Annotated in this window: 24 protein-coding genes and 1 tRNA gene; 5 read left to right on the top strand and 20 right to left on the bottom strand. The window is 34.6% G+C overall.

What is annotated here, in order from left to right; all coding sequences use genetic code 11:
• The first annotated feature begins 191 nt into the window (after positions 1–191).
• Positions 192–800 carry a hypothetical protein gene (locus tag GON26_RS12770; protein WP_160375153.1) on the top strand — a complete coding sequence of 203 codons (609 nt, stop codon included), beginning with the start codon at positions 192–194 and terminating at the stop codon, positions 798–800.
• Positions 801–962: 162 nt separating this feature from the next.
• Here the strand turns inward: GON26_RS12770 and GON26_RS12775 are convergent.
• The 17 genes from GON26_RS12775 to mraZ all read right to left on the bottom strand — a co-directional run bounded on the left by GON26_RS12775 (position 963) and on the right by mraZ (position 18207).
• Positions 963–1036: transfer RNA gene (locus GON26_RS12775), tRNA-Arg, on the bottom strand.
• A gap of 70 nt (positions 1037–1106) precedes the next feature.
• Entirely contained in the window at positions 1107–1556 is a 450-nt protein-coding gene (locus GON26_RS12780) for a GatB/YqeY domain-containing protein (protein WP_160375154.1), read from the bottom strand.
• Positions 1557–1749: 193 nt separating this feature from the next.
• Positions 1750–3732, bottom strand: a complete 1983-nt coding sequence (ftsZ, locus tag GON26_RS12785) for a cell division protein FtsZ (RefSeq protein WP_160375155.1) — start codon at positions 3730–3732, stop codon at positions 1750–1752.
• Between the two features lie 85 nt (positions 3733–3817).
• Entirely contained in the window at positions 3818–5230 is a 1413-nt protein-coding gene (gene ftsA / locus GON26_RS12790; RefSeq protein ID WP_160375156.1) for a cell division protein FtsA, read from the bottom strand.
• A gap of 6 nt (positions 5231–5236) precedes the next feature.
• Positions 5237–5959 carry a cell division protein FtsQ/DivIB gene (locus GON26_RS12795; protein WP_160375157.1) on the bottom strand — a complete coding sequence of 241 codons (723 nt, stop codon included), beginning with the start codon at positions 5957–5959 and terminating at the stop codon, positions 5237–5239.
• On the bottom strand, positions 5946–7295 hold the full coding sequence (murC, locus tag GON26_RS12800; protein WP_160375158.1) for a UDP-N-acetylmuramate--L-alanine ligase: 1350 nt from the start codon (positions 7293–7295) through the stop codon (positions 5946–5948). The genes GON26_RS12795 and murC overlap by 14 nt, the downstream gene beginning before the upstream one ends.
• A 152-nt stretch (positions 7296–7447) precedes the next feature.
• Positions 7448–8533 (bottom strand): undecaprenyldiphospho-muramoylpentapeptide beta-N-acetylglucosaminyltransferase, encoded by a 1086-nt coding sequence (murG, locus tag GON26_RS12805; protein WP_160375159.1) that lies wholly within the window; start codon positions 8531–8533, stop codon positions 7448–7450.
• Positions 8534–8580: 47 nt separating this feature from the next.
• The gene (locus GON26_RS12810) at positions 8581–9882 is read right to left on the bottom strand and encodes an FtsW/RodA/SpoVE family cell cycle protein (RefSeq protein ID WP_160375160.1); all 1302 of its coding nucleotides are present in this window, start codon (positions 9880–9882) and stop codon (positions 8581–8583) included.
• A 57-nt stretch (positions 9883–9939) separates the two neighbouring features.
• Positions 9940–10110, bottom strand: coding sequence for a four helix bundle protein (locus GON26_RS21775; RefSeq protein WP_262885435.1), 171 nt, complete (start codon positions 10108–10110; stop codon positions 9940–9942).
• A gap of 41 nt (positions 10111–10151) precedes the next feature.
• Positions 10152–10298, bottom strand: a complete 147-nt coding sequence (locus GON26_RS21780) for a four helix bundle protein (RefSeq protein ID WP_317164711.1) — start codon at positions 10296–10298, stop codon at positions 10152–10154.
• Between the two features lie 74 nt (positions 10299–10372).
• Positions 10373–11704, bottom strand: a complete 1332-nt coding sequence (gene murD / locus GON26_RS12820; RefSeq protein ID WP_160375161.1) for a UDP-N-acetylmuramoyl-L-alanine--D-glutamate ligase — start codon at positions 11702–11704, stop codon at positions 10373–10375.
• Positions 11705–12934 (bottom strand): phospho-N-acetylmuramoyl-pentapeptide-transferase, encoded by a 1230-nt coding sequence (gene mraY / locus GON26_RS12825; RefSeq protein ID WP_160375162.1) that lies wholly within the window; start codon positions 12932–12934, stop codon positions 11705–11707.
• 103 nt (positions 12935–13037) lie between these two features.
• The gene (locus GON26_RS12830) at positions 13038–14501 is read right to left on the bottom strand and encodes a UDP-N-acetylmuramoyl-L-alanyl-D-glutamate--2,6-diaminopimelate ligase (RefSeq protein WP_160375163.1); all 1464 of its coding nucleotides are present in this window, start codon (positions 14499–14501) and stop codon (positions 13038–13040) included.
• Positions 14498–16507, bottom strand: coding sequence for a penicillin-binding protein (locus GON26_RS12835; protein WP_160375164.1), 2010 nt, complete (start codon positions 16505–16507; stop codon positions 14498–14500). The genes GON26_RS12830 and GON26_RS12835 overlap by 4 nt, the downstream gene beginning before the upstream one ends.
• Positions 16498–16845 carry an FtsL-like putative cell division protein gene (locus GON26_RS12840; protein ID WP_160375165.1) on the bottom strand — a complete coding sequence of 116 codons (348 nt, stop codon included), beginning with the start codon at positions 16843–16845 and terminating at the stop codon, positions 16498–16500. Before GON26_RS12840 ends, GON26_RS12835 begins: the two co-directional genes overlap by 10 nt.
• 5 nt (positions 16846–16850) lie before the next feature.
• Positions 16851–17759, bottom strand: coding sequence for a 16S rRNA (cytosine(1402)-N(4))-methyltransferase RsmH (gene rsmH / locus GON26_RS12845; protein WP_202110873.1), 909 nt, complete (start codon positions 17757–17759; stop codon positions 16851–16853).
• On the bottom strand, positions 17734–18207 hold the full coding sequence (gene mraZ / locus GON26_RS12850) for a division/cell wall cluster transcriptional repressor MraZ (protein WP_160375167.1): 474 nt from the start codon (positions 18205–18207) through the stop codon (positions 17734–17736). Before mraZ ends, rsmH begins: the two co-directional genes overlap by 26 nt.
• Before the next feature lie 376 nt (positions 18208–18583).
• Between mraZ and GON26_RS12855 the strand changes: the two genes are divergently transcribed.
• Both GON26_RS12855 and yihA read left to right on the top strand, forming a co-directional pair.
• Positions 18584–19348, top strand: coding sequence for an alpha/beta fold hydrolase (locus GON26_RS12855; RefSeq protein ID WP_160375168.1), 765 nt, complete (start codon positions 18584–18586; stop codon positions 19346–19348).
• A gap of 41 nt (positions 19349–19389) precedes the next feature.
• The gene (gene yihA, locus GON26_RS12860; protein WP_160375169.1) at positions 19390–20010 is read left to right on the top strand and encodes a ribosome biogenesis GTP-binding protein YihA/YsxC; all 621 of its coding nucleotides are present in this window, start codon (positions 19390–19392) and stop codon (positions 20008–20010) included.
• A 217-nt stretch (positions 20011–20227) separates the two neighbouring features.
• On the opposite strand, the gene gldC is transcribed toward yihA, so the two are convergent.
• Together gldC and gldB are read right to left on the bottom strand one after the other, a co-directional pair.
• Positions 20228–20563, bottom strand: a complete 336-nt coding sequence (gene gldC / locus GON26_RS12865; protein ID WP_160375170.1) for a gliding motility protein GldC — start codon at positions 20561–20563, stop codon at positions 20228–20230.
• Positions 20563–21519 carry a gliding motility lipoprotein GldB gene (gldB, locus tag GON26_RS12870; protein WP_160375171.1) on the bottom strand — a complete coding sequence of 319 codons (957 nt, stop codon included), beginning with the start codon at positions 21517–21519 and terminating at the stop codon, positions 20563–20565. The genes gldC and gldB overlap by 1 nt, the downstream gene beginning before the upstream one ends.
• Before the next feature lie 100 nt (positions 21520–21619).
• Here gldB and nadE point away from each other — a divergent pair, with 100 nt between their 5' ends.
• Complete coding sequence (gene nadE / locus GON26_RS12875) at positions 21620–22426, top strand: NAD(+) synthase (protein ID WP_160375172.1); 807 nt, start codon at positions 21620–21622, stop codon at positions 22424–22426.
• Positions 22427–22518: 92 nt separating this feature from the next.
• Positions 22519–23148 carry a response regulator transcription factor gene (locus tag GON26_RS12880; protein WP_160375173.1) on the top strand — a complete coding sequence of 210 codons (630 nt, stop codon included), beginning with the start codon at positions 22519–22521 and terminating at the stop codon, positions 23146–23148.
• Here GON26_RS12880 and dnaG read toward each other — a convergent pair.
• A complete protein-coding gene (gene dnaG / locus GON26_RS12885) occupies positions 23145–25205 on the bottom strand; it encodes a DNA primase (RefSeq protein ID WP_160375174.1) in 2061 nt (686 codons plus the stop codon). The two genes, GON26_RS12880 and dnaG, sit on opposite strands and share 4 nt — an antisense overlap.
• Positions 25206–25267 lie beyond the last annotated feature (62 nt).

Here is a 25267-nt window from a genome sequence, read left to right on the forward strand (position 1 = left end):
AGATTTTCGAACCATAAAAAAACCTGAGAATCAAAAATTCTCAGGCTTTTTTAATTGTTTTAGTGACCTTGACGGTGCAGAATTCGAATCATATGTTAGAGGATTTGAAGATTTTGAATGAAGTATGATTGATTTGTAATTAATAAAATCTTTTTTTATTTATATTAGCTTAGTATAAAATCCAATAAAAAATGAACAAATTTCTATTAGTTTTTTTATTAGCAATTACTTTACAGGGTTGTAAGAATAATTATTCATACGAAAATGAAGAATTAAAAGCAATTGAAGATATTAGTAACGACTTTTTAATTAAAAAAGACTTAAATAAATTATTAGATGTTCCCGATTCAATTGATCATGTTAAAGTCTATAAACCGAATATTGATTCATTAAATATAAATGTTTATCTCTCCGATGCGCTTATTCCAATTGTACAAGAAAAAGAAGATAACTTGTGGATGTTTAAAAATAATCAATTTTCAAAATCTGATTCCATAGTATTTTATGGGATTGTAAATTCAAATCGTTTTAAGGAACTAGGTTATAGGGATTTTGATAAGACAAAAATCAAATTAAGAAAACCATATAGTCAGTTTGAAATTTCTGAAGTAAAAATTGTTGCAGATCAAGAATATAAAATTCTTAAGTTTTCACGAGTATGCTTCGATGATAAAAAACAAAACGGAGTAGTTGTTGTTGAATTGCTTACTGGTTTAGAATATGGAACTCAAAGTGGTTACAACGGTGCTATTTTGATTAAAAAGGAGAATAATAAATGGATTTACATACAACCAAATTAAAAAGATGAGCTTTAATTTATTCGACTTAAATGGTTCAAATCCCATTACGTCAACTTCATGGGATTTATAAACCGCCAATATTTATAAAACAAAACTTACCAAACTGTTTGAAAAAGACATAAAAAAAACCTATTTCAATGCGAAATTGGTTTTTTGTTTTAGTGACCGCGGAGGGGTTCGAACCCCCAACCCTCAGAGCCGAAATCTGATATTCTATCCAGTTGAACTACGCGGTCGATTTATTTTAGATTTCGGATTTTAGAGTTCAGATTTAATCTACAATCTGAACTCTAAAATCTAAAATTCTTATACTAAAAGTTTCTTTACAATTGCAGAGATCGTTTTCCCTTCAGCAGTTCCGCCTAATTTTGCAGATGCTAATCCCATTACTTTACCCATAGAAGCAATTCCTGAAGCTCCTGTTTCAGCAATGATTTTTGCTACTACTGCTTCAACTTCTTCTTCGGTTAATTGTGCTGGCAAAAACTTCTCGATTACGGCTACCTGCGCCAATTCCGGCTCAGCCAAATCAGGACGATTTTGCTCTGTAAAAATTCTGGCGCTTTCTTTACGAGTTTTTACTAATCTTTGCAATAATTTGATTTCATCATCTTCTGTTAGTTCTTCTTTAGAACCTGAAGCGGTAGCTGCCAATAACATTTCAGATTTAATGGCTCTTAATGCTTCCAGTGCTACGGTATCTTTAGCTCTCATGGCGGTTTTGATTTCGTCCATGATTAGTGTTTGTAAACTCATTTTGTTTTGTTTTTATTTGAATAAGCTAAGCTTATAAATGGATGCTATTATTTAAAATTAAATTTTATAAAACCATAAATTCTTTTTAAGAAGCAAAAGAAAGTCATATTTTACAATTCTGTGCGAAGATAAAAAAAATAACCCGAAAATTAAATTGAATTTTCGGGCTACTTCTATATTTATAGATGTAAAATTAATCTACGTTGTCGTGCAAAAATGAATTGTTTGAACGCAATTGCAAATCGTTGTTACTATCTGTTCCAACCGAAATTCTGGAATTAGTTGTATTTGATTGAGAACTAGACAAATCGATACCTAATCTTTTGTAAGCCGGTTCTTTTTCTAACTCATCGATTCTGGAAACATTATTATGGAATTTATAATTAAATTCTTTTAGTTTCTTTCTTCTTTCTTCAGCTCTTAGACGTAATGTTTCCTCGATGGTCAATTCCATTGGAGAAATATTTTCAGCAGCAGAGAAAGCAGCTTCCTGAGCAAAATCAACTTTTGGTTTTAATGTGATGTTTAATTCTGCCGGAATTACTTCTTCAGTTGGTTTTTCAACTGGCTTAGAAGTCATCAAATCATTTTCAACCTCCATATACTCTTCCAAAGAATATTTGATGATTCCGTTATCCGAAAGTTCTGTTACCGGAACAAACTGTACCGGATCGTTAACTTTTATATTACGGGTTTCGTTTGTTAATTCGAATAAAATTTTAGTTTCTTCTTCAACAACTGGCTCTTTCTTTACTTCTGGTTCTTGTCTGAAAAGAGGCAAATCAAAAGAAAAAGTAGTTTGCTCTTCTCTCTCAATAAATCTGTGCTGAACAGGCTTCACTTCTTCTACTGCCGCTACTTCTGGAGTAGAAATGGTAAAATCGATATCGGTGATTGGCGAAACAATTTCGAAAGTCACGTCAAGGTTTTTGATAAACTCTGACATTACCACCAGCTCATCCTGATTGATTACTGGAGCAACAGCAACCGGTGTAGGAGTTACAGGTTCGAATCTCTCTGTATCTTCCATTAAATCAAAAACAATTTTTGGTTCAGATGTAGAAGTAGATGATTCTGCATTTAAATCAAATGACGTAATCGATTTATTCGTTAGATTATGAACACTTCTTTGTTCATCTTCTAAGGTATGGATGATTTTTTTAGGCTCTGTATTTACAATTTCGTTTTGTTGTTCTACATCAAAACCAGTAGCAATAATAGTTACAGCAATAGCATCACCAAGAGTTTCGTCTTCACCAACCCCCATGATAATATTTGCGTTATAACCCGCTTCTAACTGAATGTGGTCGTTGATTTCTCCGATTTCATCCAATGTGATTTCGTTTGATCCAGAAACGATAAGCAACAATACGTTTTTGGCTCCTGTAATTTTATTGTCGTTTAACAACGGAGAATCCAATGCTGATACAATTGCTTCTTTTGCTCTGTTCTCGCCAGCCGCAACAGAAGAACCCATAATCGCAGTTCCGCTATTTGACAATACTGTTTTAGCATCACGTAAATCGATATTCTGCGTATAGTGATGTGTAATAACTTCGGCAATACCTCTGGAGGCTGTTGCCAAAACTTCATCCGCTTTTGAGAATCCGGCTTTGAAACCAAGATTTCCGTAAACTTCTCTTAATTTGTTGTTATTGATTACGATTAACGAATCTACTTGTTTGCGTAATTTTTCGATTCCTAAAAGCGCTTGTTCCTGACGCACTTTCCCTTCAAACTGAAAAGGAATGGTCACAATACCCACGGTCAGAATCTCTCTTTCTTTTGCCAGTTGCGCGATTACCGGAGCTGCACCAGTACCTGTTCCTCCACCCATACCAGCAGTAATAAATACCATCTTAGTATTACGGTCTAACATCTTTTCGATATCAGCGATACTCTCAATAGCAGATTGTTGTCCTACGTCAGGATTTGCTCCTGCACCAAGACCTTCTGTTAAGTTAACACCTAATTGAATTTTATTCGGAACAGCACTGTTTTGAAGTGCTTGTGAGTCGGTATTACAAACGATAAAATCTACCCCTTTGATACCTTGCTTAAACATGTGATTAATGGCATTACTACCACCTCCACCTACACCAATAACTTTTATAACATTTGACTGATTTTTTGGTAAATCAAATGAAATACTTCCAAATTCTGAGTTGCTCATCATCTTTTTGGTTTTGAAATTCTTATTAAATACATTTTTTACTTCTTGACTTGGGGCAAAAAGTAATTCCTTTTCTTACTATTCTAATTTATTCTGCGTTGTCTAAAAAATCTTTGATTTTATCGACATAACGGTCAAAAAATGATCTTCTTATTTTCGTTTCCGTAGATTCTTCTTTTACCGCTGTGTTTCGAACTTCTCTGATGTCATCTTCGATAGTTTCTACTCTTTCAACGTAGTTTTCTTCTACTTCGTATCGCTGTTGTACGGGCTGTGGCGCATTTCTGTAAACCACTTTTGTCTGCTCATTTACAATCTCCATTCTCACAGCACTTTGTGTACTATTCTCAATACTATTCATTACTAAACCTACTGCAGTAGCAAATAACGGGCTTGAGATTTCTTCGCTTGAATTTCCGGCTAAATGCTCATTTGGATAACCAATTCTGGTATCCATACCAGTAATATACTCTACTAATTGTTTGATGTGTTTTAGTTGAGCACCACCACCTGTAAGCACGATTCCGGCAATTAATTTTTTACGTGGATCTTCGTGTCCGTAAGCCTTAATTTCAGCAAAAACCTGTTCTATAATTTCAACCACTCGGGCATGAATAATTTTTGATAAGTTTTTAAGCGAAATCTCTTTTGGCTCTCTGCCTCTTAATCCAGGAATAGAAACAATTTCGTTGTCCTTATTTTCTCCCGGCCAGGCCGAACCAAATTTTATTTTTAAAAGCTCTGCTTGTTTCTCGATAATCGAACAACCTTCTTTAATATCTTCTGTAATTACATTTCCTCCAAAAGGAATTACAGCTGTGTGACGAATGATTCCATCCTTAAAAATGGCTAAATCTGTTGTTCCACCACCAATATCAATCAGTGCTACTCCTGCTTCTTTTTCTTCCTGACTTAAAACTGCATCCGCCGAAGCTAAAGGTTCTAATGTCAATCCGGACAATTCGATTCCTGAACTTTGGATACATCTTCCAACATTTCTGATAGAAGAAGCCTGTCCAACCACTACGTGAAAACTAGATTCTAATCTTCCGCCGTACATTCCGATTGGCTCTTTTATTTCAGACTGACCGTCAATTTTAAATTCTTGCGGCAAAACGTGAATAATTTCTTCTCCTGGTAACATGGCCAGTTTATTAACTTGGTCAATCAAAAGCTGAATGTCGTTTTCGCCAATTACTTCTTCCGGATTACTACGACTAATGTAATCTGTGTGCTGAATACTTCTGATGTGTTGTCCTGCGATACCCACAACTACATCTTTAATTTTATAACCTGAATTATTTTCAGCTTCAATAATCGCTTGCTGAATCGACTGAATAGTTTGCGTAATGTTGTTTACAACTCCTCTCGCTACACCCAAACTTTTGGATTTTCCAATTCCCAAAATTTCAAGCTTTCCATACTCGTTCTTCTTGCCTATCATGGCAACTATTTTGGTTGTTCCAATATCTAGACCTACTGCAATGTTATCTTTTCCCATTTTCTATTATTTTGTGCAAACTACTTGTTCCGTAAACCTCAGATCAATTTTACTATATTTATAAAGCGAGCTGTCTAAAACTGCTTTCTGAAAAAAAGCTTTATAATTTTTAAATTTTTGCTCTGCATTCATTGTTCTTCCAAAATCAATGAAGTAATTATAATTTCTATTAAACATTTTTAAGCTACCATTAGGCATAATTTGTATTGCAATGATGTTTTTTTTCAAAAACGCATCGTCATAAATTGTGCGAAATAAAGTAGCTAGTTCTTTGTTATTTTTTTCATTAATTGTCCCCGAAACAAGAGGAACTCTGGCAGTGAAATTATCAGAAAGCGGCATTGTACCACCCTTGTAATCAATATAAAAAGACCTATCACCATCGTAAATACGGGCGATCGGGGTCTTCTGTTTTATTACTGCTTTCAGAACACCATCAATACTTACAAAGACATCCGATTTTTCGATCATCTCTTGCGCATCAAGGGTTTTCTCTATTTTATTCAAATCTAACTCTTCTTTTTTAATGCCTGAAGCATCCGATTTATTTTCTATCAACAATTTATTAACCGTTTCTTTCTTAACAAAAACAGGGTTTTCCCCTACAAATATAACAGCTGATTTTCTCAGTTTTCTCTCTCCATTTTTATGCTGAGCAAAAGAATACAAAAAAAGCACCAGCCCAAAAATGAGCAGTAATCGAATGTTTGTCCAATTAAATAGTTTCATTGAGCATTTTTTTGATTGATGGAACCATTTCTCCTAAATCTCCAGCTCCTATTGTTACAATTATTGGCGCATCACTGGCTTTGATAGTCGCTAATAAATCTTCTTTTGCAACAATTTTTTTGTTCGAATTTGTCATTTTTCCCAACAGCCATTCAGAAGTAACTCCTTCCATTGGCAATTCACGTGCCGGGTAAATATCCATCAAAAGCACTTCATCAAACTTTGATAAACTTTCGGCAAAACCATCAATAAAATCTCTTGTTCTGCTGAATAAATGCGGTTGAAAAATCGCCAGAACTTTACGTCCCGGATACAATTCCCTAACGGCCTGATGCACTGCATTTATCTCTGTTGGATGATGCGCATAATCATCTATATAAACTAAATTTTCAGTTTTTATTTGATATGAAAAACGTCTTCTGATTCCGTTGAATGAGGCAATAGCTTTTGCAATGGAGTCGGTCGGGGTGCCAAACGTTTTAGCCATTGCAATAGCCATCAACCCATTCATTAAATTGTGCTTTCCGGGCAATCCAAAACGCAAATCCTTCATGATTTCTGATGGCGTCTGCACATCAAAAACATAACTTCCGTCTTCGATTCTCACATTAAAAGCTTTATATACTGCCTCTTCATTTATGGCACACTGAACGCCTTCTAATGGCAATTCTTTGGTTATGAAAAGATTTTTTTTATCCGCTACTTTCGAAGCAAATTCTACGAAGGATTCCTCGATTGCTTCACTGGTTCCATAAATATCCAAATGATCCGCATCCATAGAGGTTACGCAGGCTATATTGGGGTGCAAATGCAGGAACGAACGATCAAATTCATCTGCTTCAACAACGGTTACGGTTTTGCCGCTTCCAATTAAATTCGAATTGTAATTCTCTACAATTCCGCCCACAAAAGCCGTAACATCTGCTCCACTTTCGAATAAAATATGTCCTAAAATACTTGACGTAGTTGTTTTTCCGTGTGTTCCCGCTACTGCAAAACAAAACGTATCTTTTGTAATAATCCCCAGAACTTCAGCACGTTTTTTTACTTCGTAATTTCTTTCAATAAAATAATTCCATTCTGAATGCGATTTAGGAACAGCAGGGGTAAAAATCACCAAGGTGTTTTCCGTGTAATAATCACTCGGAATCAAACTAATATTATCTTCAAAATGAATATCAATACCACTTTCAATCAACTCGTTTGTAAGCATTGAAGGTGTTTTATCGTAACCTGAAACTTTTTTTCCGATATTTTTAAAATAACGGGCCAAAGCACTCATTCCGATTCCTCCGATGCCAATAAAATAAACGTTTTGTATCTGACTTAAATTCATTTTAATTTATTTTTGAGCTTTAATTTATTAGTTATATTCTATAAAAAACTAACAATTAAGCCTTTACACTTTCATTGTTTATTATACCTCAGAATACCTAAAATAAGATTCTGTTTTTTGTTGATGTTCTATAATTTTCGAAAAAAATTATATTATATCAACTTTATAATTTGAGCCACAATATCTTTTGTAGCATTTGGCATAGCCAATTTTTTAATGTTTACAGAAAGCTGTTTTTGCTTTCCTTCGTCTTTCAATAAAGCTTCGAAAACAATACCAAACTGACTTTCCAATTCTGTTTCTTTCAATAAGATAGCCCCTTTTGCATCAACAATTGCCTGAGCATTTTTGGTCTGATGATCTTCAGCAACATTTGGTGACGGAATAAAAATTACAGGTTTACCCACAATACATAATTCCGATACCGATGACGCTCCGGCTCTTGAAATAATCACATCCGCTGCAGCGTAAACAAAATCCATTCTTTCGATAAAATCAACCACTTTTACATTTGGCTGATTGTATTTTTTATACTCTTCAAAATATAATTTTCCGCATTGCCAGATAATCTGAACCTCTTGCGAAAGTATATTTTGCAATTCTTTTTCGATTAATTGATTGACTCTTCTGGCACCTAAACTTCCACCCAAAACCAAAAGTGTTTTTTTGTTTTGATCTAAATTGTAAAACGCAATAGCTTCGTCTCTTTTACTATCAATATCTATAAGATCCTGGCGAACCGGATTACCGGTTAATACTATTTTCTCTTTTGGAAAAAAACGTTCTAAATTTTCGTAAGCCACACAAATTGCATTGGCTTTTTTACTCAACAATTTATTGGTAATTCCCGGAAACGAATTTTGTTCCTGAATAACAGTCGGAATTCCGGCCGAACCCGCAGCTCTCAACAATGGCCCACTTGCAAAACCTCCCGTACCAATCACCACGTTAGGTTTAAAATTCTTGATAATTTTATTTGAATCCAGTAAACTGCTTATGAGTTTAAAAGGAAACATCAGGTTTTGAAACGTAATTTTTCGTTGTATTCCAGCAATCCAAAGACCTTTAATTTCGTAACCTGCCTGTGGCACTTTTTGCATTTCCATTTTATCTTTGGCACCTACAAAAAGAAATTCTGCATCAGGAAATTGTAGTTTTAATTCGTTTGCAATAGCAATTGCGGGATAAATATGTCCTCCCGTTCCGCCACCGCTTAATATGAATTTATACTTTGTCATTTTTTTTAAAAGTTATAACGCTTTAAAAATTAACCTTTTTAATTGTTTTATTTGTTAAGAACTGCTTCCATTGGATTTCTGGAATTATCTTCAATCGAATACATTTCTTCGTGTTCGTCTATCGGTAAATCTTCTTCAGATAATTCTCTGTCAATTAATCGTTGCAGTGCTTCTTTTCTTTTTTCTTTTTCTAAATTTTCTTCGGCAATTTCTTCGTCTTTTTTCGTCACGCTAATGATAATTCCGAGAGAAAAACAAGTCATCCAGATCGAACTACCACCACTACTGATTAACGGAAGTGTTTGTCCTGTAACCGGCAATAATTCTACCGCAACTGCCATATTAATCATCGCCTGAAATATCATCGGAAATCCGAGCCCGACGACGACTAGTTTTCCAAAGAGCGTTGTCGCTTTGTGTGAAGCTATTACAAATCGGAATAACAACAATAAATACAAAAGCAATATCGATACTCCCCCAACCAAACCATATTCTTCGACTACAATGGCATAAATAAAATCGGAAGACGATTGTGGCAAGAAGTTCTTCTGAACACTTTTTCCTGGTCCTAATCCTCCCAATCTTCCGGAAGCAATGGCTATTTTTGCTTTTTCTATCTGATAATCATCTTCGTCTGGCTTGTCTGTCGTAAAATTTTCGATACGACTTCCCCAGGTTCCTACCCTGCTGAAAAATCTTGAATCTGGAAATGCTTTTGCAATAAGCAAAAAGAACACCAGCATCACTACTCCGGAGCCTATAATGAAACCAATATATTTCAACGGATATTTCCCAATAAATGTCAACATAATTACCATTGTAAAAATCAACGCTGTGGTCGAAAAGTTTGCTGGTAAAATAAGTGCTAACGTAATAAAAACTGGTACCCAAAGCTGTATCAGTGAGGTTTGAAATGGCTCGTTTTCTTCTTTGGTTTTCGATAAATAACGTGCTACAAATATAAACAACACAATCGCTGCCATTGTTGACGTTTGAAACGTAATACCGATGAAAGGCACCTGAATCCAACGACTTGCATTGGCACCTGCAATTACGGTTCCTTTTAATAAGGTATAAACCAAAAGGATCCAGACAACAGGCAAAGCAATTTTTGAAATCGCTCTAAAATAATGATACGGCACTTTATGCACCCAATAAATAATAAGGAAACCAATACAAATATGAGCCAGATGTTTGACCAAATAACCTAAGGTATTTCCCGTTCCGTGACCTAAGTAGGCCAAATTACTACTCGCACTAAAAACAGGCATAAACGAAAACAGTGCTAATAAAGCCACGAATGACCATATTACTCTATCTCCTTTTAATTTGTTTACGAGCTCCTTCATAATTTTAGATTTCTTATTTTAGATTTTAGATTATTTCTAAAATCATCGCGTTTTAATTTATTTATTGATTCTATTATTTACTGTTTTTAAACTGCTCACAAAAATGGCCGTTAACTCATTTCCTTCTTTCCAAATTATTTCTAATTCAGATTTATCAACCCACATTTTTTCAATTATAATTTCTAACCAAAATAAAGTTTCATCTGCTTCTTCTAAAACAATATTCATTTTTGACAAAATTCTCTATCACTTCTGGCTCTGCAAACTGCTCAGTAATTTGCCCCAACCGAAGTCCCACTTCTCACAATTTGATTTCCAATAGCTTTTATCACATTTGTGTTTGGCAATTTTTCTACTAAATCAATTATCATGAGAGAAAACTTCTTAGTTCTCAACTTCATTTCATCTGTCGTCATACTTCAATAAGAACTTGATATTTATTTTAATTCATCGTTTAGAAAATCTAAAATCTAAACTCTGCAATCTAAAATTACAAGTGATGTACCGCTTGCTTAAACTGCTTCCCTCTGTCTTCGTAGTTTTCGAATAAATCGAAACTTGCACAGGCTGGAGACAATAAAACCGCATCGCCTTTTTCTGTTAAACGTTGTGCTGTTTTCACAGCATCGGTCATATTGTTTACTTCAACCATAATATCTACTACATCACCAAAAGCATTGATGATTTTATGATTATCAACTCCAAGGCAAATAATGGCTTTTACTTTTTCGCGAACCAATGACATCAATTCGTTATAATCATTTCCTTTGTCAACTCCACCAACAATCCAGACTGTTGGCACATTCATACTATCCAAAGCAAAGAAAGTAGCATTTACGTTCGTAGCTTTTGAATCATTAATGTATTGTACATTCTGAATTTTTAGAACTTTTTCTAAACGGTGTTCAACACCTTGAAAATTAGATAAACTTTCGCGAATTGTTGCATTTCTAATTTGCATCAATTTTGCTACAGAGCTTGCTGCCATTGCGTTTTTCATATTATGTTTTCCTTCTAACGCAATGTATTCTGTTTCCATTGTAAACTCTTCTTGGTTAATCTTTATTTCCATTTTGTTGTTTTTTATAGAAGCTCCTTCACTGAATTCTTTCGACAATGAAAAAGGAATTAATTTAGCTTTTGTTTTGTTACTCTTTAACCATTCACCAATTGCCTCATCATCTGCATCGTAAATCAAATAATCACTTTCGGTCTGGTTCATCGTAATTCTAAATTTAGAATTGATGTAATTTTGATATTTATATTCGTATCGGTCTAAATGATCCGGACTAATATTGGTTATAATGGCAATATCCGGCCTGTAATCTATAATTCCGTCAAGCTGAAAACTACTTAGTTCCAGAACATACGCATCGTATTTATTTTCGGCTACCTGCCAGGCAAAACTTTTTCCGATGTTTCCTCCTAATGCTACATTCAAACCAGCTGATTTTAGCAAATGATGTGTAAGCATCGTGGTGGTCGTTTTACCATTACTACCCGTAATTCCGATGGTCAGAGCTTCGGTAAAAGGTTTCGCAAATTCTATTTCCGAAATCACTTTTATTCCGGCAGCCACTAGTTTTTTTACTATAGGCGATTTCTCTGGAATTCCTGGACTTTTCATGACCACATCGGCATTCAAAATCAGGTCTTCGGTATGTTTTTCCTCTTCCCAGGCAATTCCGTTAATTATAAGAACTTCTTTGTAACTCTCTTTTATCTTTCCAAAATCCGATACAAAAACCTCGAATCCTTTTTTCTTCCCCAGGATAGCAGTACCTACACCACTTTCTCCTCCACCTAAAACTACTAGTCTCATCTATCGTAGTTTTAAAGTAACGATTGACAATATGGCTAACATGATGGCAACAATCCAGAAACGTGTTACAATTTTACTTTCATGATACCCTTTCTTCTGATAGTGATGATGCAAAGGCGACATCAGAAAAATTCTTCGGCCTTCTCCGAAACGTTTTTTAGTGAATTTAAAGTACGCTACCTGCAATACCACTGAGAAATTTTCGACCAAAAAGATTCCACACAATAACGGAATCAATAACTCTTTTCGAACGGCTATTGCCAAAACTGCAATGATTCCACCAATGGTTAAACTTCCTGTATCTCCCATAAAAACAGATGCGGGATATGAATTATACCAAAGAAATCCAATCAATGAACCTACAAAAGCAGATATAAAAACCGTCATTTCTCCCGAATTGGGGATGTACATGATATTTAAGTAATTCGAGAAAATAATATTTCCAGAAACAAACGTAAATATTCCGAGTGCGAGGACTGAAATTGCTGACGTTCCAGCTGCGAGACCATCAATCCCATCAGTAAGATTGGCTCCGTTTGAAACCGCTGTGATGATAAAAATCACTACTGGAATAAAAATCAACCAGGCCCATTTTTCGTATCCTTCACCAGTGAAAGCTAAAATTTCAGCATAATCAAATTCGTTATTTTTCACAAAAGGAATTGTTGTTGCTGTTGATTTTTCTTCAACCGGAGCCGGTAAAACGACAGTAGTGTTCGCTGATTTGTAAATATCAGTTCTGCCAGTATCTGTTCTAACAGTTACCGCCGGATTAAAATAAAGTACTGCTCCAACGATAATTCCTAAACCAACCTGACCAATAACTTTAAAAATTCCTTTAAGGCCTTGTTTATCTTTCTTGAATATTTTGATATAATCATCTACAAAACCAATGGTTCCCATCCAAAGCGTGGTTACAATAAGCAATACGATATAAATATTATGCAAACGGGCAAATAACAAAACAGGCACAAGTGTTGCAAAAATGATAATCAGTCCACCCATAGTTGGAGTTCCTGCCTTTTCATTCTGACCTGCTAAACCAAGCTCACGAACAGTTTCCCCAACTTGTTGATTCCTCAAAAAGTTGATGATTCTTTTTCCGTAAATCGTTGACAAAAGCAACGAAAGCATTAATGCTAAAGCTGATCTGAAAGTGATGTACTGAAAAACTCCTGTTCCTGGCACATCCATTGTTTTGTCTAAATATTCAAATAAATAGTATAGCATATCTTTTTATTTTAAATTCCAATTTTGAATTTAAATTCCAATCTTTTAAATTCCAAATTCCAGCTTTCTAACTGGATTTTTGGAATTTGGAATTTTCATTTTTTTATTTTCCGAGTTGTTCTAAAATTTCCTTTACTGTCTCCATATCATCAAAATGATGACGTACTCCATTTACTTCCTGATACGTTTCATGTCCTTTTCCGGCAATCAAAATAATATCGTTAGGCTGAGCCAATTGACATGCTGTTTTTATAGCCTGCTTTCTATCGGTTATGCGTAACATTTTTTTGTAATTCTGTGGTTCTACACCAACTTCCATTTCATCCAGAATTGTTTCCGGATTTTCGTTTCTGGGATTATCAGATGTCAAAATTGCTTTATCACTTAAATCTGTAGCAATTTTTGCCATAATTGGTCTTTTGGTCGTATCTCTGTTTCCTCCACAACCCACAACTGTAATCAATTGTTCATTATTGGTTCTTACATCTTCGATTGTTTTTAAAACATTCTCCAAAGCATCTGGCGTATGTGCATAATCCACAATAGCAGTGATATTACTTTCTGAAACCACATACTGAAAACGCCCCGAAACACTTTCTAAATCAGACAGTAAGCGTAACGCTTCCAGACTTTCCATCCCTAATTCTATTGCCGTTCCGTAGATGGCTAAAACATTGTAAGCATTAAAAGTTCCGATAAGTTTTACCCAAATTTCATTGTCGTTTACTTTTAATAATAAACCAGACATTTGGCTTTCTAAAATAATCGCTTTAAAATCAGCGTAAGTTTTTAACGCATACGTACGTTTTCTCGCTACGGTATTTTGCATCATTACCGCACCATTTTTATCGTCGATATTCGACAATGCGAAAGCTGTTTTAGGCAAAGAATCAAAAAATGATTTTTTGACATCTCTGTATTCTGCAAAAGTGGGATGATAATCTAAATGATCGTGCGAAAGATTGGTGAAAATTCCTCCCACGAAATGCAAAGCTTCTGTTCTTTTTTGATGAATTCCGTGCGAACTCACTTCCATAAAACAATGTGTCACGCCAGCTTCGATCATTTCATTCAAATAATGATTGATTGTAATAGAATCTGGTGTTGTGTGCGTTGCTTTGTACTCCGTTTTATCTACCATGATTTTAACCGTAGATAATAAACCAACTTTAAAACCTGCATTTTCAAACAATTGAAACAATAAAGATGCAATTGTAGTTTTACCATTTGTTCCGGTTACACCCACTAATTTTAATTTTTCAGAAGGGTTTCCAAAATAATTAGCCGCCATAAAAGCCAATGCCGAATTGGTATCTTTTACTTGTATATAGGTAATTCCTTTTTCCAGAATTTCCGGCAAAGTATCACAGATAATTGCAATAGCGCCTAACTGAATTGCTTTTGAAATATAATCGTGTCCGTCCGAAAGTGATCCGCGAATAGCCACAAAAACGTCATTGGTTTCAATTTTTCTAGAATCAAAATCAATTTTATGAATAGCAATTTCCGTTGAACCCGTTACAGATTCAATAGCTACTTTGTATAATATGTCTTTTAGTACTTTCACGATAATTCTAATACTATAGTTGTGTTTTTTACAATATTTTGCCCTGGCTGGATCGATTGTTTTTTAACTTTTCCTGTTCCGATAATTTTTACTTTCAAATCAAGATTCTCTAATAAAGCAACAGCATCCATTCCTGGCATTCCTTTTAAATTCGGAATACCTTTGTGTTTTTTATTTACTAAAACTGTATAGTTATTATAACTATTTTCCTGTTTTGGAATCTTATAATCCAACTGTTTTACTTTATTCGTTGAAGGAGCATCAGTAAATATTTTTTGCGCAATTCTCTTGAAAACAGGTCCGGCAACATCAGCTCCGTAATAATTATTTTTAGCTGTATTAGGTTTATGAACTACTACAATACAAGAATATTTAGGATGATCGGCTGGAAAATATCCCACGAAAGAAGAAGCATAATACAACGCCGACTTTCCTGCTTTTCCACCATAATTCATCTGAACTGTACCTGTTTTTCCTGCCATAGAAAAATCTTTCGAATACAACTTTGATCCTGTTCCTTTTTTAACCACATTTTGCAAAACTGCTCTTACTTTTTTAAGCGTTTCCGGCGAACAAACTTTTGGATTTAAAACCTCTACATCAAATTTCTTAATGGTTTTGTTCCATTCTTTAATTTCTGAAACAAACTGCGGTTTTACCATAACGCCATTATTCGCAACAGCATTATACAATGTTAAAGTCTGCATTGGTGTGACTGAAACCTCGTACCCCATTGCCATCCAAGGAAGCGAAATACCTGACCAGCCTTTTTCTCCAGGATATGGAATATAAGCTCTTCCTTCTCCTTTAAAATGCAATCCTAAAGTTTTATTCAATCCAAAACTTCTAATATGGTCAACAAATTTTTTCGGGTTGTTTTTGTAATTATCATAAACCGCCTGAACCATAACTGTATTTGATGAAAGTTCGAATCCTCTGGCTAATGAAATTTTGCCATAACCTCCTTGATGAGAGTCACGAACAGATCTTCCGTAATACTTCACCACACCCCCATGCGAATCATAAACCTTACTGGTATCTGCCACTTTATCTTCTAAAATTGCCATTAAATCAACTAACTTAAAAGTAGAACCAGGCTCGTGTGATTCTGCTATTGCATAATTTGTGGTTTCGTAGTATGAGCTATCTTTTGCTCTTCCTAAATTCGAGATGGCTTTAACATGTCCAGTAGCCGTTTCCATCACCACAACACAACCATGATCTGCCTGATAATCCTGTAATTGTTTCAACAAAGCATGATGCGCAATATCCTGTATAAAAACATCAATCGTAGAGATAACATCATAACCATCTTGGGGATCTACTTCGTTTACATCACGAATGGGTTTCCATTGCCCTTTGGCTATTTTTTGCTTCAAAATTTTACCATCCTTACCATTCAGGTAACTTTTAAAAGCCCATTCAATTCCTTTTCCTACTTCAACTCCTGTCGCCGGGTCAATACGATCATAACCGATGGTTCTTTCTGCAATTTTACCTATCGGATGTTCTCTTACAGTTTCCTGCTCAATGATTATTCCTCCTTTAAAAGCTCCTTTGTTAAACAATGGAAAACTTTTAATCTTCATATAATCCGTATAACTCAACTTGCGGGCTATTAAATAATAACGATTATTATTAGCCCTTGCTTTTCTTAATTCGTTTTCGAAATAACTGCTTGACTTATCTAAAACAGTAGCCAATGAATCTGATAATGGTTTTACAAATTCTTCAAAAGTTTCTGTTTTTGGAGCTTTAGAATCAAATCGTATTTCGTAATTTGGAATTGATGTAGCCAAAAGACTTCCGTCTGCCGAATAAATATTTCCTTTATTAGCCGGAATTACAAAATTCCTTACTGTACGCTGTTTGGCTAATTTTCTGTAATGATCTCCTTCAACCCATTGAATATTGGTCAACTTAACGACAATAGCAATTGCCATCAAAAAGATGAAAACTGCTACGAGGTAAATTCTGTAGGATATATGTTTATCTTCTACTGCCATATTCTTTTAAAGAAACTTTTTTCTTCTTCTTTTACAATTTCTATTTTTACCGGAGGAACTGAGGATGGATAAATTTCTTTTTTTGCCATTTCATTTGTCACATTCGACTCCAGCTTTAACTTCATCAATTCAGAACGTCTGTCAACAAATTCCGAACGTAATTCTTTTGTTTCGTTTGTCAGTTTTGCAATTTCAAAAACCTTTTGTTCGTATCGTTGCGTATTCGCAATCATTATGATCGCAAGCAGGATAATAAAAACAATGAACCGCCAGTTTTTTACAGCGTCATCGTTGATCAAAAATCTTGCTTTTAATATGCCAAATACTCCACTCTTCATTGTATTTATATTTTTTCGGCAATTCTCAATTTTGCGCTTCTTGCTCTGTTGTTGATTTTTATTTCGGCATCATCCGGAACAATTAATTTCCCGATGGTTTTAAATGGAACTGAAAAATTTCCGAAAAAATCACGTTCCGGCTCCCCTTCGAACATTCCGTTTTTGATGAATCTTTTCACCAGCCTGTCTTCTAATGAATGGTACGAAATCACTGAAAACCTTCCGCCTGGATTTAAAATCTCCAAGGATTGTTCAATAAATTCTTTTAGAACATCCATTTCCTGATTTACCTCAATTCGAATTGCCTGATAGATTTGAGCCAATACTTTATTTCGAACTCTTTCTGGTAAATATTTAGCCAAAACTTCTTTTAATTCATCTGTCGTTTTGATTGGATAGCGCTCTCTGCCTTCTATAATAGTTCTTGCAAGAGCCGGAGCGTTTTTCAATTCTCCATAATCATAAAAAACACGACGTAAATCCTGCTCATCATATTCATTCACAACACGATATGCATTCAAATCATTTTTCTGACTCATTCTCATATCCAGATCTGCATCAAAACGAGTTGAAAATCCTCTTTCCGGAACATCAAACTGGTGTGATGAAACTCCTAAATCTGCCAAAATTCCGTCAACACTTTTCACCCCATGAAAACGCAAAAATCTTTTTATAAATCTAAAGTTCTCATTAATTAAGGTAAACCTATCATCTGGCAACGCATTGGCAAGCGCATCTTCGTCCTGATCAAAAGCAAATAATTTTCCGTTTGGCCCCAATCTTTTCAAAATTTCTTTTGAATGACCACCGCCACCAAACGTAACATCTACATAAATACCGTCCGGTTTAATATTTAAACCATCAACGGTAGGATGAAGCAAAACCGGATTATGATATTCCATTGTCGTCGTCATTAATATTTCCCATTACTTCTTCGGCCAGATCTGCAAAATCCATATCTTCGCCGCTTATTGATTTTTCATATAAATCCTTATCCCAAATCTCTACAATATTAACCGCAGATGAAAAAACCACATCTTTCGAGATACCAGAAAACCCAACCAAATCCTTTGGAACTAATAATCTTCCCAAAGCATCAATTTCTACCACTTTTACACCAGCGGTAAATCTTCGGATAAAATCATTGTTCTTTTTTACAAAACGATTCAGTTTATTGATTTTTTGCATCATCAGGTTCCATTCGTCCATTGGATACAATTCTAAACACTGTTGAAATACGGAGCGCTTCAAGACAAATCCGTCCTGAAGAGAAGAAGCCAGTTGCTTTTTTAAAGGAGCCGGCATCATTAGCCTTCCTTTAGCATCGACTTTACACTCATATGTTCCTACAATTGTGTTCAAGAAATTGTATTAAAATGTTATAGAGCAAAAATATAAAAAATTTTACCACATTTTACCACTATCTACCACTTTGTTAATAAGTTTAACCACTTTCTACCCTAAAACCCTAATTTTTGGACAATCAGAACGTTAGCTAATTAATAGTTTATATTATCAATTGCTTAAATAATCGAAAAAAGCACGCTAAATTCTCTTAAAAAATTGTCTTAAATATGCTATTTTAACATTAAACAAGAGCATTTTAAAACAAAAAAACAACTGATTTTTAAGCAATTAATACGCCCAAAAAAATTATGTCGTTAAAAAAGGTTTTCAAAAATTCATTTTTATGTATTAAACCCTATATTTGTCGAAATTGAAATTGGCATAAAATTAAATGGACAAACACTACAAGAAAGAAGGTAAATACAGCTATTATGAAGCTGGAGAGGGAACTCCTATCGTTATTTTACATGGCCTAATGGGAGGCTTAAGTAATTTTGATGCTGTTGCCGAATATTTTCCAACGAAAGGATACAAAGTTGTTATTCCTGATTTACCAATTTACACCCAAAGCATCTTAAAAACCAACGTAAAAAGCTTTGCCAAATACGTAAAAGACTTTATTACTTATAAAGGTTTTGACAAAGTAATTCTACTAGGAAACTCATTAGGCGGACATATTGCGCTTTACCACACTAAATTATATCCAGAAAAAGTAGCCGGACTTGTAATAACAGGAAGTTCAGGACTTTACGAAAACGCAATGGGAGACAGTTATCCTAAAAGAGGTGATTATGAATACATTAAAAAGAAAGCTGAAGATGTATTTTATGACCCAAAAGTTGCAACTCCTGAACTAATAGACGAGGTATATGCAACGGTAAACGATCGTATAAAATTAATCAAAACACTTACTATCGCTAAAAGTGCTATTCGTCATAATATGGCTAAAGATTTGCCTAAAATGACCGTAGAAACTTGTATCATTTGGGGTAAAAACGATGCCGTTACACCTCCAAATGTAGCTGATGAATTCAATAAATTATTGCCTAATTCAACCTTATATTGGATAGACAAATGTGGTCACGCCGCTATGATGGAGCATCCTGAAGAATTTAATAAAATTCTTGAACAATGGCTTGTAAATAAAAAACTATAGCGCTTTCTTAAGATTTAAAAGAGGTTTTAAAACCAAAAAACATGAAAATTAATACCGCCGAATTCATTATCAGTAATTCTGATGTATCAAAATGCCCAAAGGATTTTTTACCGGAATATGCTTTTATAGGAAGATCAAATGTGGGGAAGTCATCATTAATCAATATGATAACCAATCACAAAAGTCTGGCTAAGACATCCGGGCGTCCTGGAAAAACGCAACTAATCAATCACTTTAAAATAAATAATAATTGGTTTTTGGTCGATTTGCCTGGTTATGGTTATGCTAAAGTTTCTAAAAAAACAAAATCGGTTTTCCAGCAATTTATTACGGATTATTTTGAAACCAGAGAACAGCTTGTTTGTGCTTTTGTTTTAATCGATATTCGTCACGAAGCTCAAAACATCGATATTGAATTTATGTCGTATATGGGCGAAAGCGAAATTCCGTTTTGTATCATTTTTACTAAAGCAGATAAAATTAGTAAAACTAAAATTGACTCACATATTGCAGCTTACAAAAAACAAATGTTTGCCAATAACTGGGAAGAAATGCCTCAATACTTTGTTACTTCATCAACAGAAGGAACAGGAAAAGACGAACTTTTAGCTTATATAGACGAAGTAAATCAGGAGGTTTTTAAAAACAACAGCGAATTTTAAAAAATAAATTCCAAAAATTTAAATTGCTTCGCCTGTTCGCTATCGCTCGGGTCCAAATTCCAATATCACAATCTTGTCATTCTGGAAAAATCTCAGCGATTTGTTTATTAGTAGCCGTTAGAGATTCCTCCGGAATGACAAGATTGAGCAAAAAAATCCCAAATTCCAACCTTAATAATTGGAATTTGGGATTTTTATTTTTGGAATTTTAGAAAATTTATTTCGTCAATTCCAATTTCTCTGCAAAATAATCACAGAAGTCTTTCATCGTGTCCGACATCTTTTCGTCATCGGTAGCACGTTTAAAAGTATCTGACATGGCCACTAATGTCTGGTGAAAGAAAATTTTCATTTCATCAACCGGCATATCTTTTGTCCAAAGATCAATACGCATCGTTTCCTTGGCTTTACTATCCCAAATAGACAACATAATTGCTTTTGCTTCTTCGGCCTGAACACCGCCATCCTGTGCCGTCCATGATAATTTTTCCGGAACGCGGTTTTCGTCTAATTCTATATTGAATTTAATTTCTGAGTTTATCGTATCTGACATTATTTCTTAGGTTTATATTTAGATTTTTCGAAAATTTCTTTTGCATTTATTTTAAATAATTCTTCCAGAGTCACCGAATTGTTTTTCATGTACGAGCGTACTATTTGCCATCCGATCCAGGCCCCTACACGTCCTGGTGTATCATTATCTATCTGAAGGTAAAATTTAGAAAACGGTGAAGGTGCTAAAAATCGGGTAGCTAATTTTGGATCACTGCTATACAGTAGTTCGTTTTCTAAAAAATAGCGCCACATATAACTTTCATTTTCTTCACACCATTTTATTTGTTCTGGCGTATAACCCATTCTTTCAGCATCTGTATATTCGGGCAACAACAAATCTTTAGCATACAATTGTTTCCCTTCAAAAATCATTTGCGAAAGCAAACTTCCATCTGTTGGCGGAACAATATTTCGGTACGAAAAACTCGAAACCACATCGGGCATGATTTGTCTTTCCTCAAAATTTTGTTTTAAATAATTTGGAAACTGATAAAACTTATGCTCTTTTCCTAAATACAATTCTAAAGCAACAATCACAAGACTGTCAGCGTAAATTGCTTTTGCATTGTAATCCATTTCAGCGATTACGGTGATAACCTTTGGTGTTTTGGTTTTTGGAAAATAATATTTTATGTGTTTAAAAAGGACATCAAACTCTTGACGAACAGGCTCAAAATTGTCGTATTTTTTTTGCACTTCTGTATAAACCTCTCTCCAGATTGGGTCCTGCATCTTGTTCAACCAAACCGAATCATCATTTCCTGCAGGAAAAAAGAAAGGATATTGTTTTTTAACCTTCGCCAAATCTTCAGGTTTAGTTTCAAAAAAAACTTTATCAAAACGTTCTACTTTAATATCAACCGGAATTTCTTCGACTGCTTTTTCGACTTTAGTTTTTTTATCGCATGACAAAAAAAACAAAGACAGAACAATTACTAAGCGATATAATTTCATTTATTTTTAATTAAATTTGTGTTGCTAAAGTTTAAGTAACTTAATACTTAAAAAATAATTGTGCAAATATACATCCCTGCACCTTAAAACTCGACCTATTATGGCTAAAAAAAGTACTATTCAGACAGAAAAAGTAAATACCTACATTGTAGAGTGGTTAAAAAATTATGCAAATAAAGCAAAAGTAAATGGTTTTGTTATCGGAATTTCCGGTGGTGTTGACTCCGCAGTAACTTCTACATTATGCGCTCAGACCGGTTTATCAGTTTTATGTGTTGAAATGCCCATTCATCAGGCCGAAAGTCAGGTTTCGAGAGGAAGAGAACATATTGAACAATTAAAAAAACGCTTTCCAAATGTTTCTAACATAGAAACCGATTTGACCGAAACCTTCGAATCATTTAAAAAAGCGGTGCCACAAACAGGTGAAGAAGCCAAAATAAGTTTATCACTAGCCAATACCCGTGCTCGTTTACGAATGACCAGCCTGTATTATCTTGCAGGAATTCACGGATTAATAGTTGCCGGTACCGGAAATAAAGTAGAAGATTTTGGCGTAGGTTTTTACACCAAATATGGCGATGGAGGTGTCGATGTAAGCCCGATTGCCGATTTAATGAAGTCAGATGTATATGCTTTAGGTGAATTTCTCAAGATTCCTGACTCCATTTTAACGGCAGCTCCAACAGATGGCTTGTTTGGCGATAATAGAACAGATGAAGATCAATTAGGGGCAAGTTATGATGAATTAGAATGGGCGATGCTCGCTGCAGCCTCAGGAAAAACAGGAGCTGACTTCACTGGGAGAGAAAAATCTGTCTTTGAAATTTATAAACGTTTAAACACCAATAACAAGCATAAAATGGACCCAATTCCGGTTTGTGTCATCCCTGAAATGTTAAAATAATATTTTTTACAGAATTTTACGACTATTTACAGAATTTATTTATTAATTTTACAGCTCCAAAAACATGAATAATTCTAAAAAAGGTAAAAATTATGATTAAAGTATGTTTAGCAGACAACCACCCTGTGACTCACTTTGGCGTTAAGTCGTATTTTAAAGACCACGACGACATTTCTATTGTAGCAAATGTAGGTAATTTCTCTATGGTTAGAGACATTCTTCAAACGAAAGAAATCGATATTCTAATATTAGATTTAGAATTAGAAGGACTTTCAAGTATTTTTGAAGTAAAATCTATCCTGAAAAATTTCCCAAAAACAAAAATTGTGATTTTCAGTGACCTGGCAGAACAGATGTATGCTCCTAATGCTATTAAAGCTGGAGTTTCCGGGTATGTACACAAAACAGAAAAACTTGAAACATTAGGTATTTCTATTATTAAAGTACACGAAGGAAAAGTTATTATCAACGAAACAGTTCGTAAAAACATGGCTCTTATTGCTAAACAAAGCAAGAGCGAACGTTTGTACCGAAAACTTTCTAACCGTGAAATCGAGGTTTTACGTTATTTAAGTGACGGTAAGAAAAACAACGAAATTTCAAAAATCTTAAATCTTAACGAAAAAACAATCAGTACTTACAAGTTAAGATTGTTAACTAAATTGAACGTTACTAACTTAGTAGATTTAGTAAATAAAGCTAAGACTTTAGAGATTATTTAATGGTATCGGGACATTACTCTTCCTAGTTTTTTCGAAAAAGAATTAACTAATTTTGAGTAATCAACAACCATAGACAAAAGCTCTGTATTATCTGAATTATCAGGTTGTATAGAGCTTTTTAATTCTTCGATAATTTTATCTACCAAAAACCAGCGCATCGATAAAATAGTTTCAGAGACATATTGCCCAATTGTCTCATGCTTATCTTTTGCAAAAATATTCTGCCCTTCCCAATTGTGCAGCGATACTTTTTCATCTTCCATTAAAATATCCGTTACCTCCTGAGCAAATTCAGGATGCAAACGCATCAGATATTGTTCTAAACTAAATTTTTCGTTTTGATGATAGAAAGCAATTAAGTCGGTAAAAATATCACGAAATAAATTATTCGAAAGTTCTACCTCATCTTCCTGCAAACTCAGATAGATACGCTGATAAACTTTGTATTCTTTCATTTTTGTCTCAAATACAACTTCACCTTCGTCATTAGCCGTCATTAAAACATCTTCAAACAGCTCTGTTTTATCTCCGTAAAGCAATAATATTTCGATTACTTTTCGTTCTAAACGATATAAAATATCAACCTTTTCAGTTGGTTCCTGATAATATCCCGGCTCTCCCGGATAATCTTCTGGCGGTCCTACTCTTGGATCATCTGGATCTCCTCCGGAATAACCCGTATTTTTTGGCTTTTGATTTCGATGAACCTCAAAAGGTTTTTGCTCCTGCTTTTGCTTTTTATTAACTTCTGCAAGATCTTTTTGGATCAACTGCGCCAATGTACTCATAAGCACCTGCTCAGAAATATCCATAATTCTGGCACACTCCTGAATGTAAATTTCGCGCTGAATACGGTCTGGAATTTTAGAAATACTGGTAACCATATCCCGAATCAAATCGGCTTTTTTGATAGGATCGTTTTTAGCATCGCCCATCAGAATCGAAGCTTTAAACTGTATAAAATCTTTACTGTTTTCCTCTAAATAGGCCACTAAATCATCATGCGAATTTTTTCGGGCAAAACTATCCGGATCTTCTCCGTCAGGAAAACTACAAACCCTCACATTCATTCCTTCCTCAAGAATCAAATCAATTCCTCGAATAGAAGCCCGTAATCCTGCCGCATCCCCATCAAAAAGTACGGTAATATTTCGAGTTAGACGATTAATTAACCGAATCTGATCTGGCGTTAATGCGGTACCTGATGAAGCCACAACATTCTCAATTCCGGCCTGGTTAAACTGAATAACATCCGTATAACCTTCAACTAAATAACAATTATTCTGCTTTGCAATAGATTGTTTCGCCTGATAAATTCCGTAAAGCACCTTACTTTTATGGTAAATATCACTTTCGGGAGAGTTTAAATATTTTGCTGCTTTTTTATCATTGGTCAAAATACGTCCTCCAAAACCTAAAACACGCCCGGACATACTTTGTATCGGGAACATTACACGGCCTTTGAAACGGTCAAAAGGTCGATCCTCTTTCGGAATTGTTAAACCTGTACTTTCCAGAAATTCTAATTTATATCCTTTTCCGAGGGCTTCTTTGGTAAAAGCATCCCAGGTTTCTGGCGAATATCCTAATGCGAATTTTTTGATGGTTTCATTGGTAAAACCTCTTTCTTTAAAATACGAATAACCAATTGCTTTTCCTTCTTCTGAATTTAAAAGTACATCCTGAAAATATTTCGAAGCAAATTCAGATACCAGATACATGCTTTCACGCACATCTGTGATGGCTTTTTCTTCTTCTGATTGTTCTGTTTCTTCGATTTCGATATTGTATTTTTTTGCCAAATACCGAATGGCTTCCGGATACGTAAACTGCGAATGTTCCATCAGAAATTTTACAGAATTTCCTCCTTTTCCGGTACTAAAATCTTTCCAGATTCCTTTTACCGGCGAAACCATAAACGAAGGAGAACGTTCATCAGAGAACGGACTCAAACCTTTGAAGTTACTTCCGGCACGTTTTAAATTCACAAAATCGCCAATAACCTCCTCTACACGAGCAGTTTCAAAAACGGTATCAATAGTACTTTGTGCAATCAAAACGTAAAATATTTTAAAAATTGGAAGTCTGTAAAAATACATAAATCCAACTTCATTTTTGA

Source organism: Flavobacterium hydrocarbonoxydans, assembly GCF_009789235.1.
GTDB classification, from domain to species: Bacteria; Bacteroidota; Bacteroidia; order Flavobacteriales; family Flavobacteriaceae; genus Flavobacterium; species Flavobacterium hydrocarbonoxydans.

What these genes read in the sequence shown, in the direction of transcription:
- ftsZ (WP_160375155.1), bottom strand. Translation starts at nt 3,732, where the DNA reads ATGATGAGCAACTCAGAATTTGGAAGTATTTCATTTGATTTACCAAAA.
- yihA (WP_160375169.1), top strand. Translation starts at nt 19,390, where the DNA reads ATGAAAATTAATACCGCCGAATTCATTATCAGTAATTCTGATGTATCA.
- GON26_RS21780 (WP_317164711.1), bottom strand. Translation starts at nt 10,298, where the DNA reads ATGACGACAGATGAAATGAAGTTGAGAACTAAGAAGTTTTCTCTCATG.
- GON26_RS12770 (WP_160375153.1), top strand. Translation starts at nt 192, where the DNA reads ATGAACAAATTTCTATTAGTTTTTTTATTAGCAATTACTTTACAGGGT.
- nadE (WP_160375172.1), top strand. Translation starts at nt 21,620, where the DNA reads ATGGCTAAAAAAAGTACTATTCAGACAGAAAAAGTAAATACCTACATT.
- GON26_RS12795 (WP_160375157.1), bottom strand. Translation starts at nt 5,959, where the DNA reads ATGAAACTATTTAATTGGACAAACATTCGATTACTGCTCATTTTTGGG.
- murC (WP_160375158.1), bottom strand. Translation starts at nt 7,295, where the DNA reads ATGAATTTAAGTCAGATACAAAACGTTTATTTTATTGGCATCGGAGGA.
- GON26_RS12810 (WP_160375160.1), bottom strand. Translation starts at nt 9,882, where the DNA reads ATGAAGGAGCTCGTAAACAAATTAAAAGGAGATAGAGTAATATGGTCA.
- GON26_RS12835 (WP_160375164.1), bottom strand. Translation starts at nt 16,507, where the DNA reads ATGGCAGTAGAAGATAAACATATATCCTACAGAATTTACCTCGTAGCA.
- ftsA (WP_160375156.1), bottom strand. Translation starts at nt 5,230, where the DNA reads ATGGGAAAAGATAACATTGCAGTAGGTCTAGATATTGGAACAACCAAA.
- GON26_RS12855 (WP_160375168.1), top strand. Translation starts at nt 18,584, where the DNA reads ATGGACAAACACTACAAGAAAGAAGGTAAATACAGCTATTATGAAGCT.
- GON26_RS12780 (WP_160375154.1), bottom strand. Translation starts at nt 1,556, where the DNA reads ATGAGTTTACAAACACTAATCATGGACGAAATCAAAACCGCCATGAGA.
- GON26_RS21775 (WP_262885435.1), bottom strand. Translation starts at nt 10,110, where the DNA reads ATGAATATTGTTTTAGAAGAAGCAGATGAAACTTTATTTTGGTTAGAA.
- GON26_RS12880 (WP_160375173.1), top strand. Translation starts at nt 22,519, where the DNA reads ATGATTAAAGTATGTTTAGCAGACAACCACCCTGTGACTCACTTTGGC.
- murG (WP_160375159.1), bottom strand. Translation starts at nt 8,533, where the DNA reads ATGACAAAGTATAAATTCATATTAAGCGGTGGCGGAACGGGAGGACAT.
- murD (WP_160375161.1), bottom strand. Translation starts at nt 11,704, where the DNA reads ATGAGACTAGTAGTTTTAGGTGGAGGAGAAAGTGGTGTAGGTACTGCT.
- GON26_RS12840 (WP_160375165.1), bottom strand. Translation starts at nt 16,845, where the DNA reads ATGAAGAGTGGAGTATTTGGCATATTAAAAGCAAGATTTTTGATCAAC.
- mraY (WP_160375162.1), bottom strand. Translation starts at nt 12,934, where the DNA reads ATGCTATACTATTTATTTGAATATTTAGACAAAACAATGGATGTGCCA.
- rsmH (WP_202110873.1), bottom strand. Translation starts at nt 17,759, where the DNA reads ATGACGACGACAATGGAATATCATAATCCGGTTTTGCTTCATCCTACC.
- gldB (WP_160375171.1), bottom strand. Translation starts at nt 21,519, where the DNA reads ATGAAATTATATCGCTTAGTAATTGTTCTGTCTTTGTTTTTTTTGTCA.
- gldC (WP_160375170.1), bottom strand. Translation starts at nt 20,563, where the DNA reads ATGTCAGATACGATAAACTCAGAAATTAAATTCAATATAGAATTAGAC.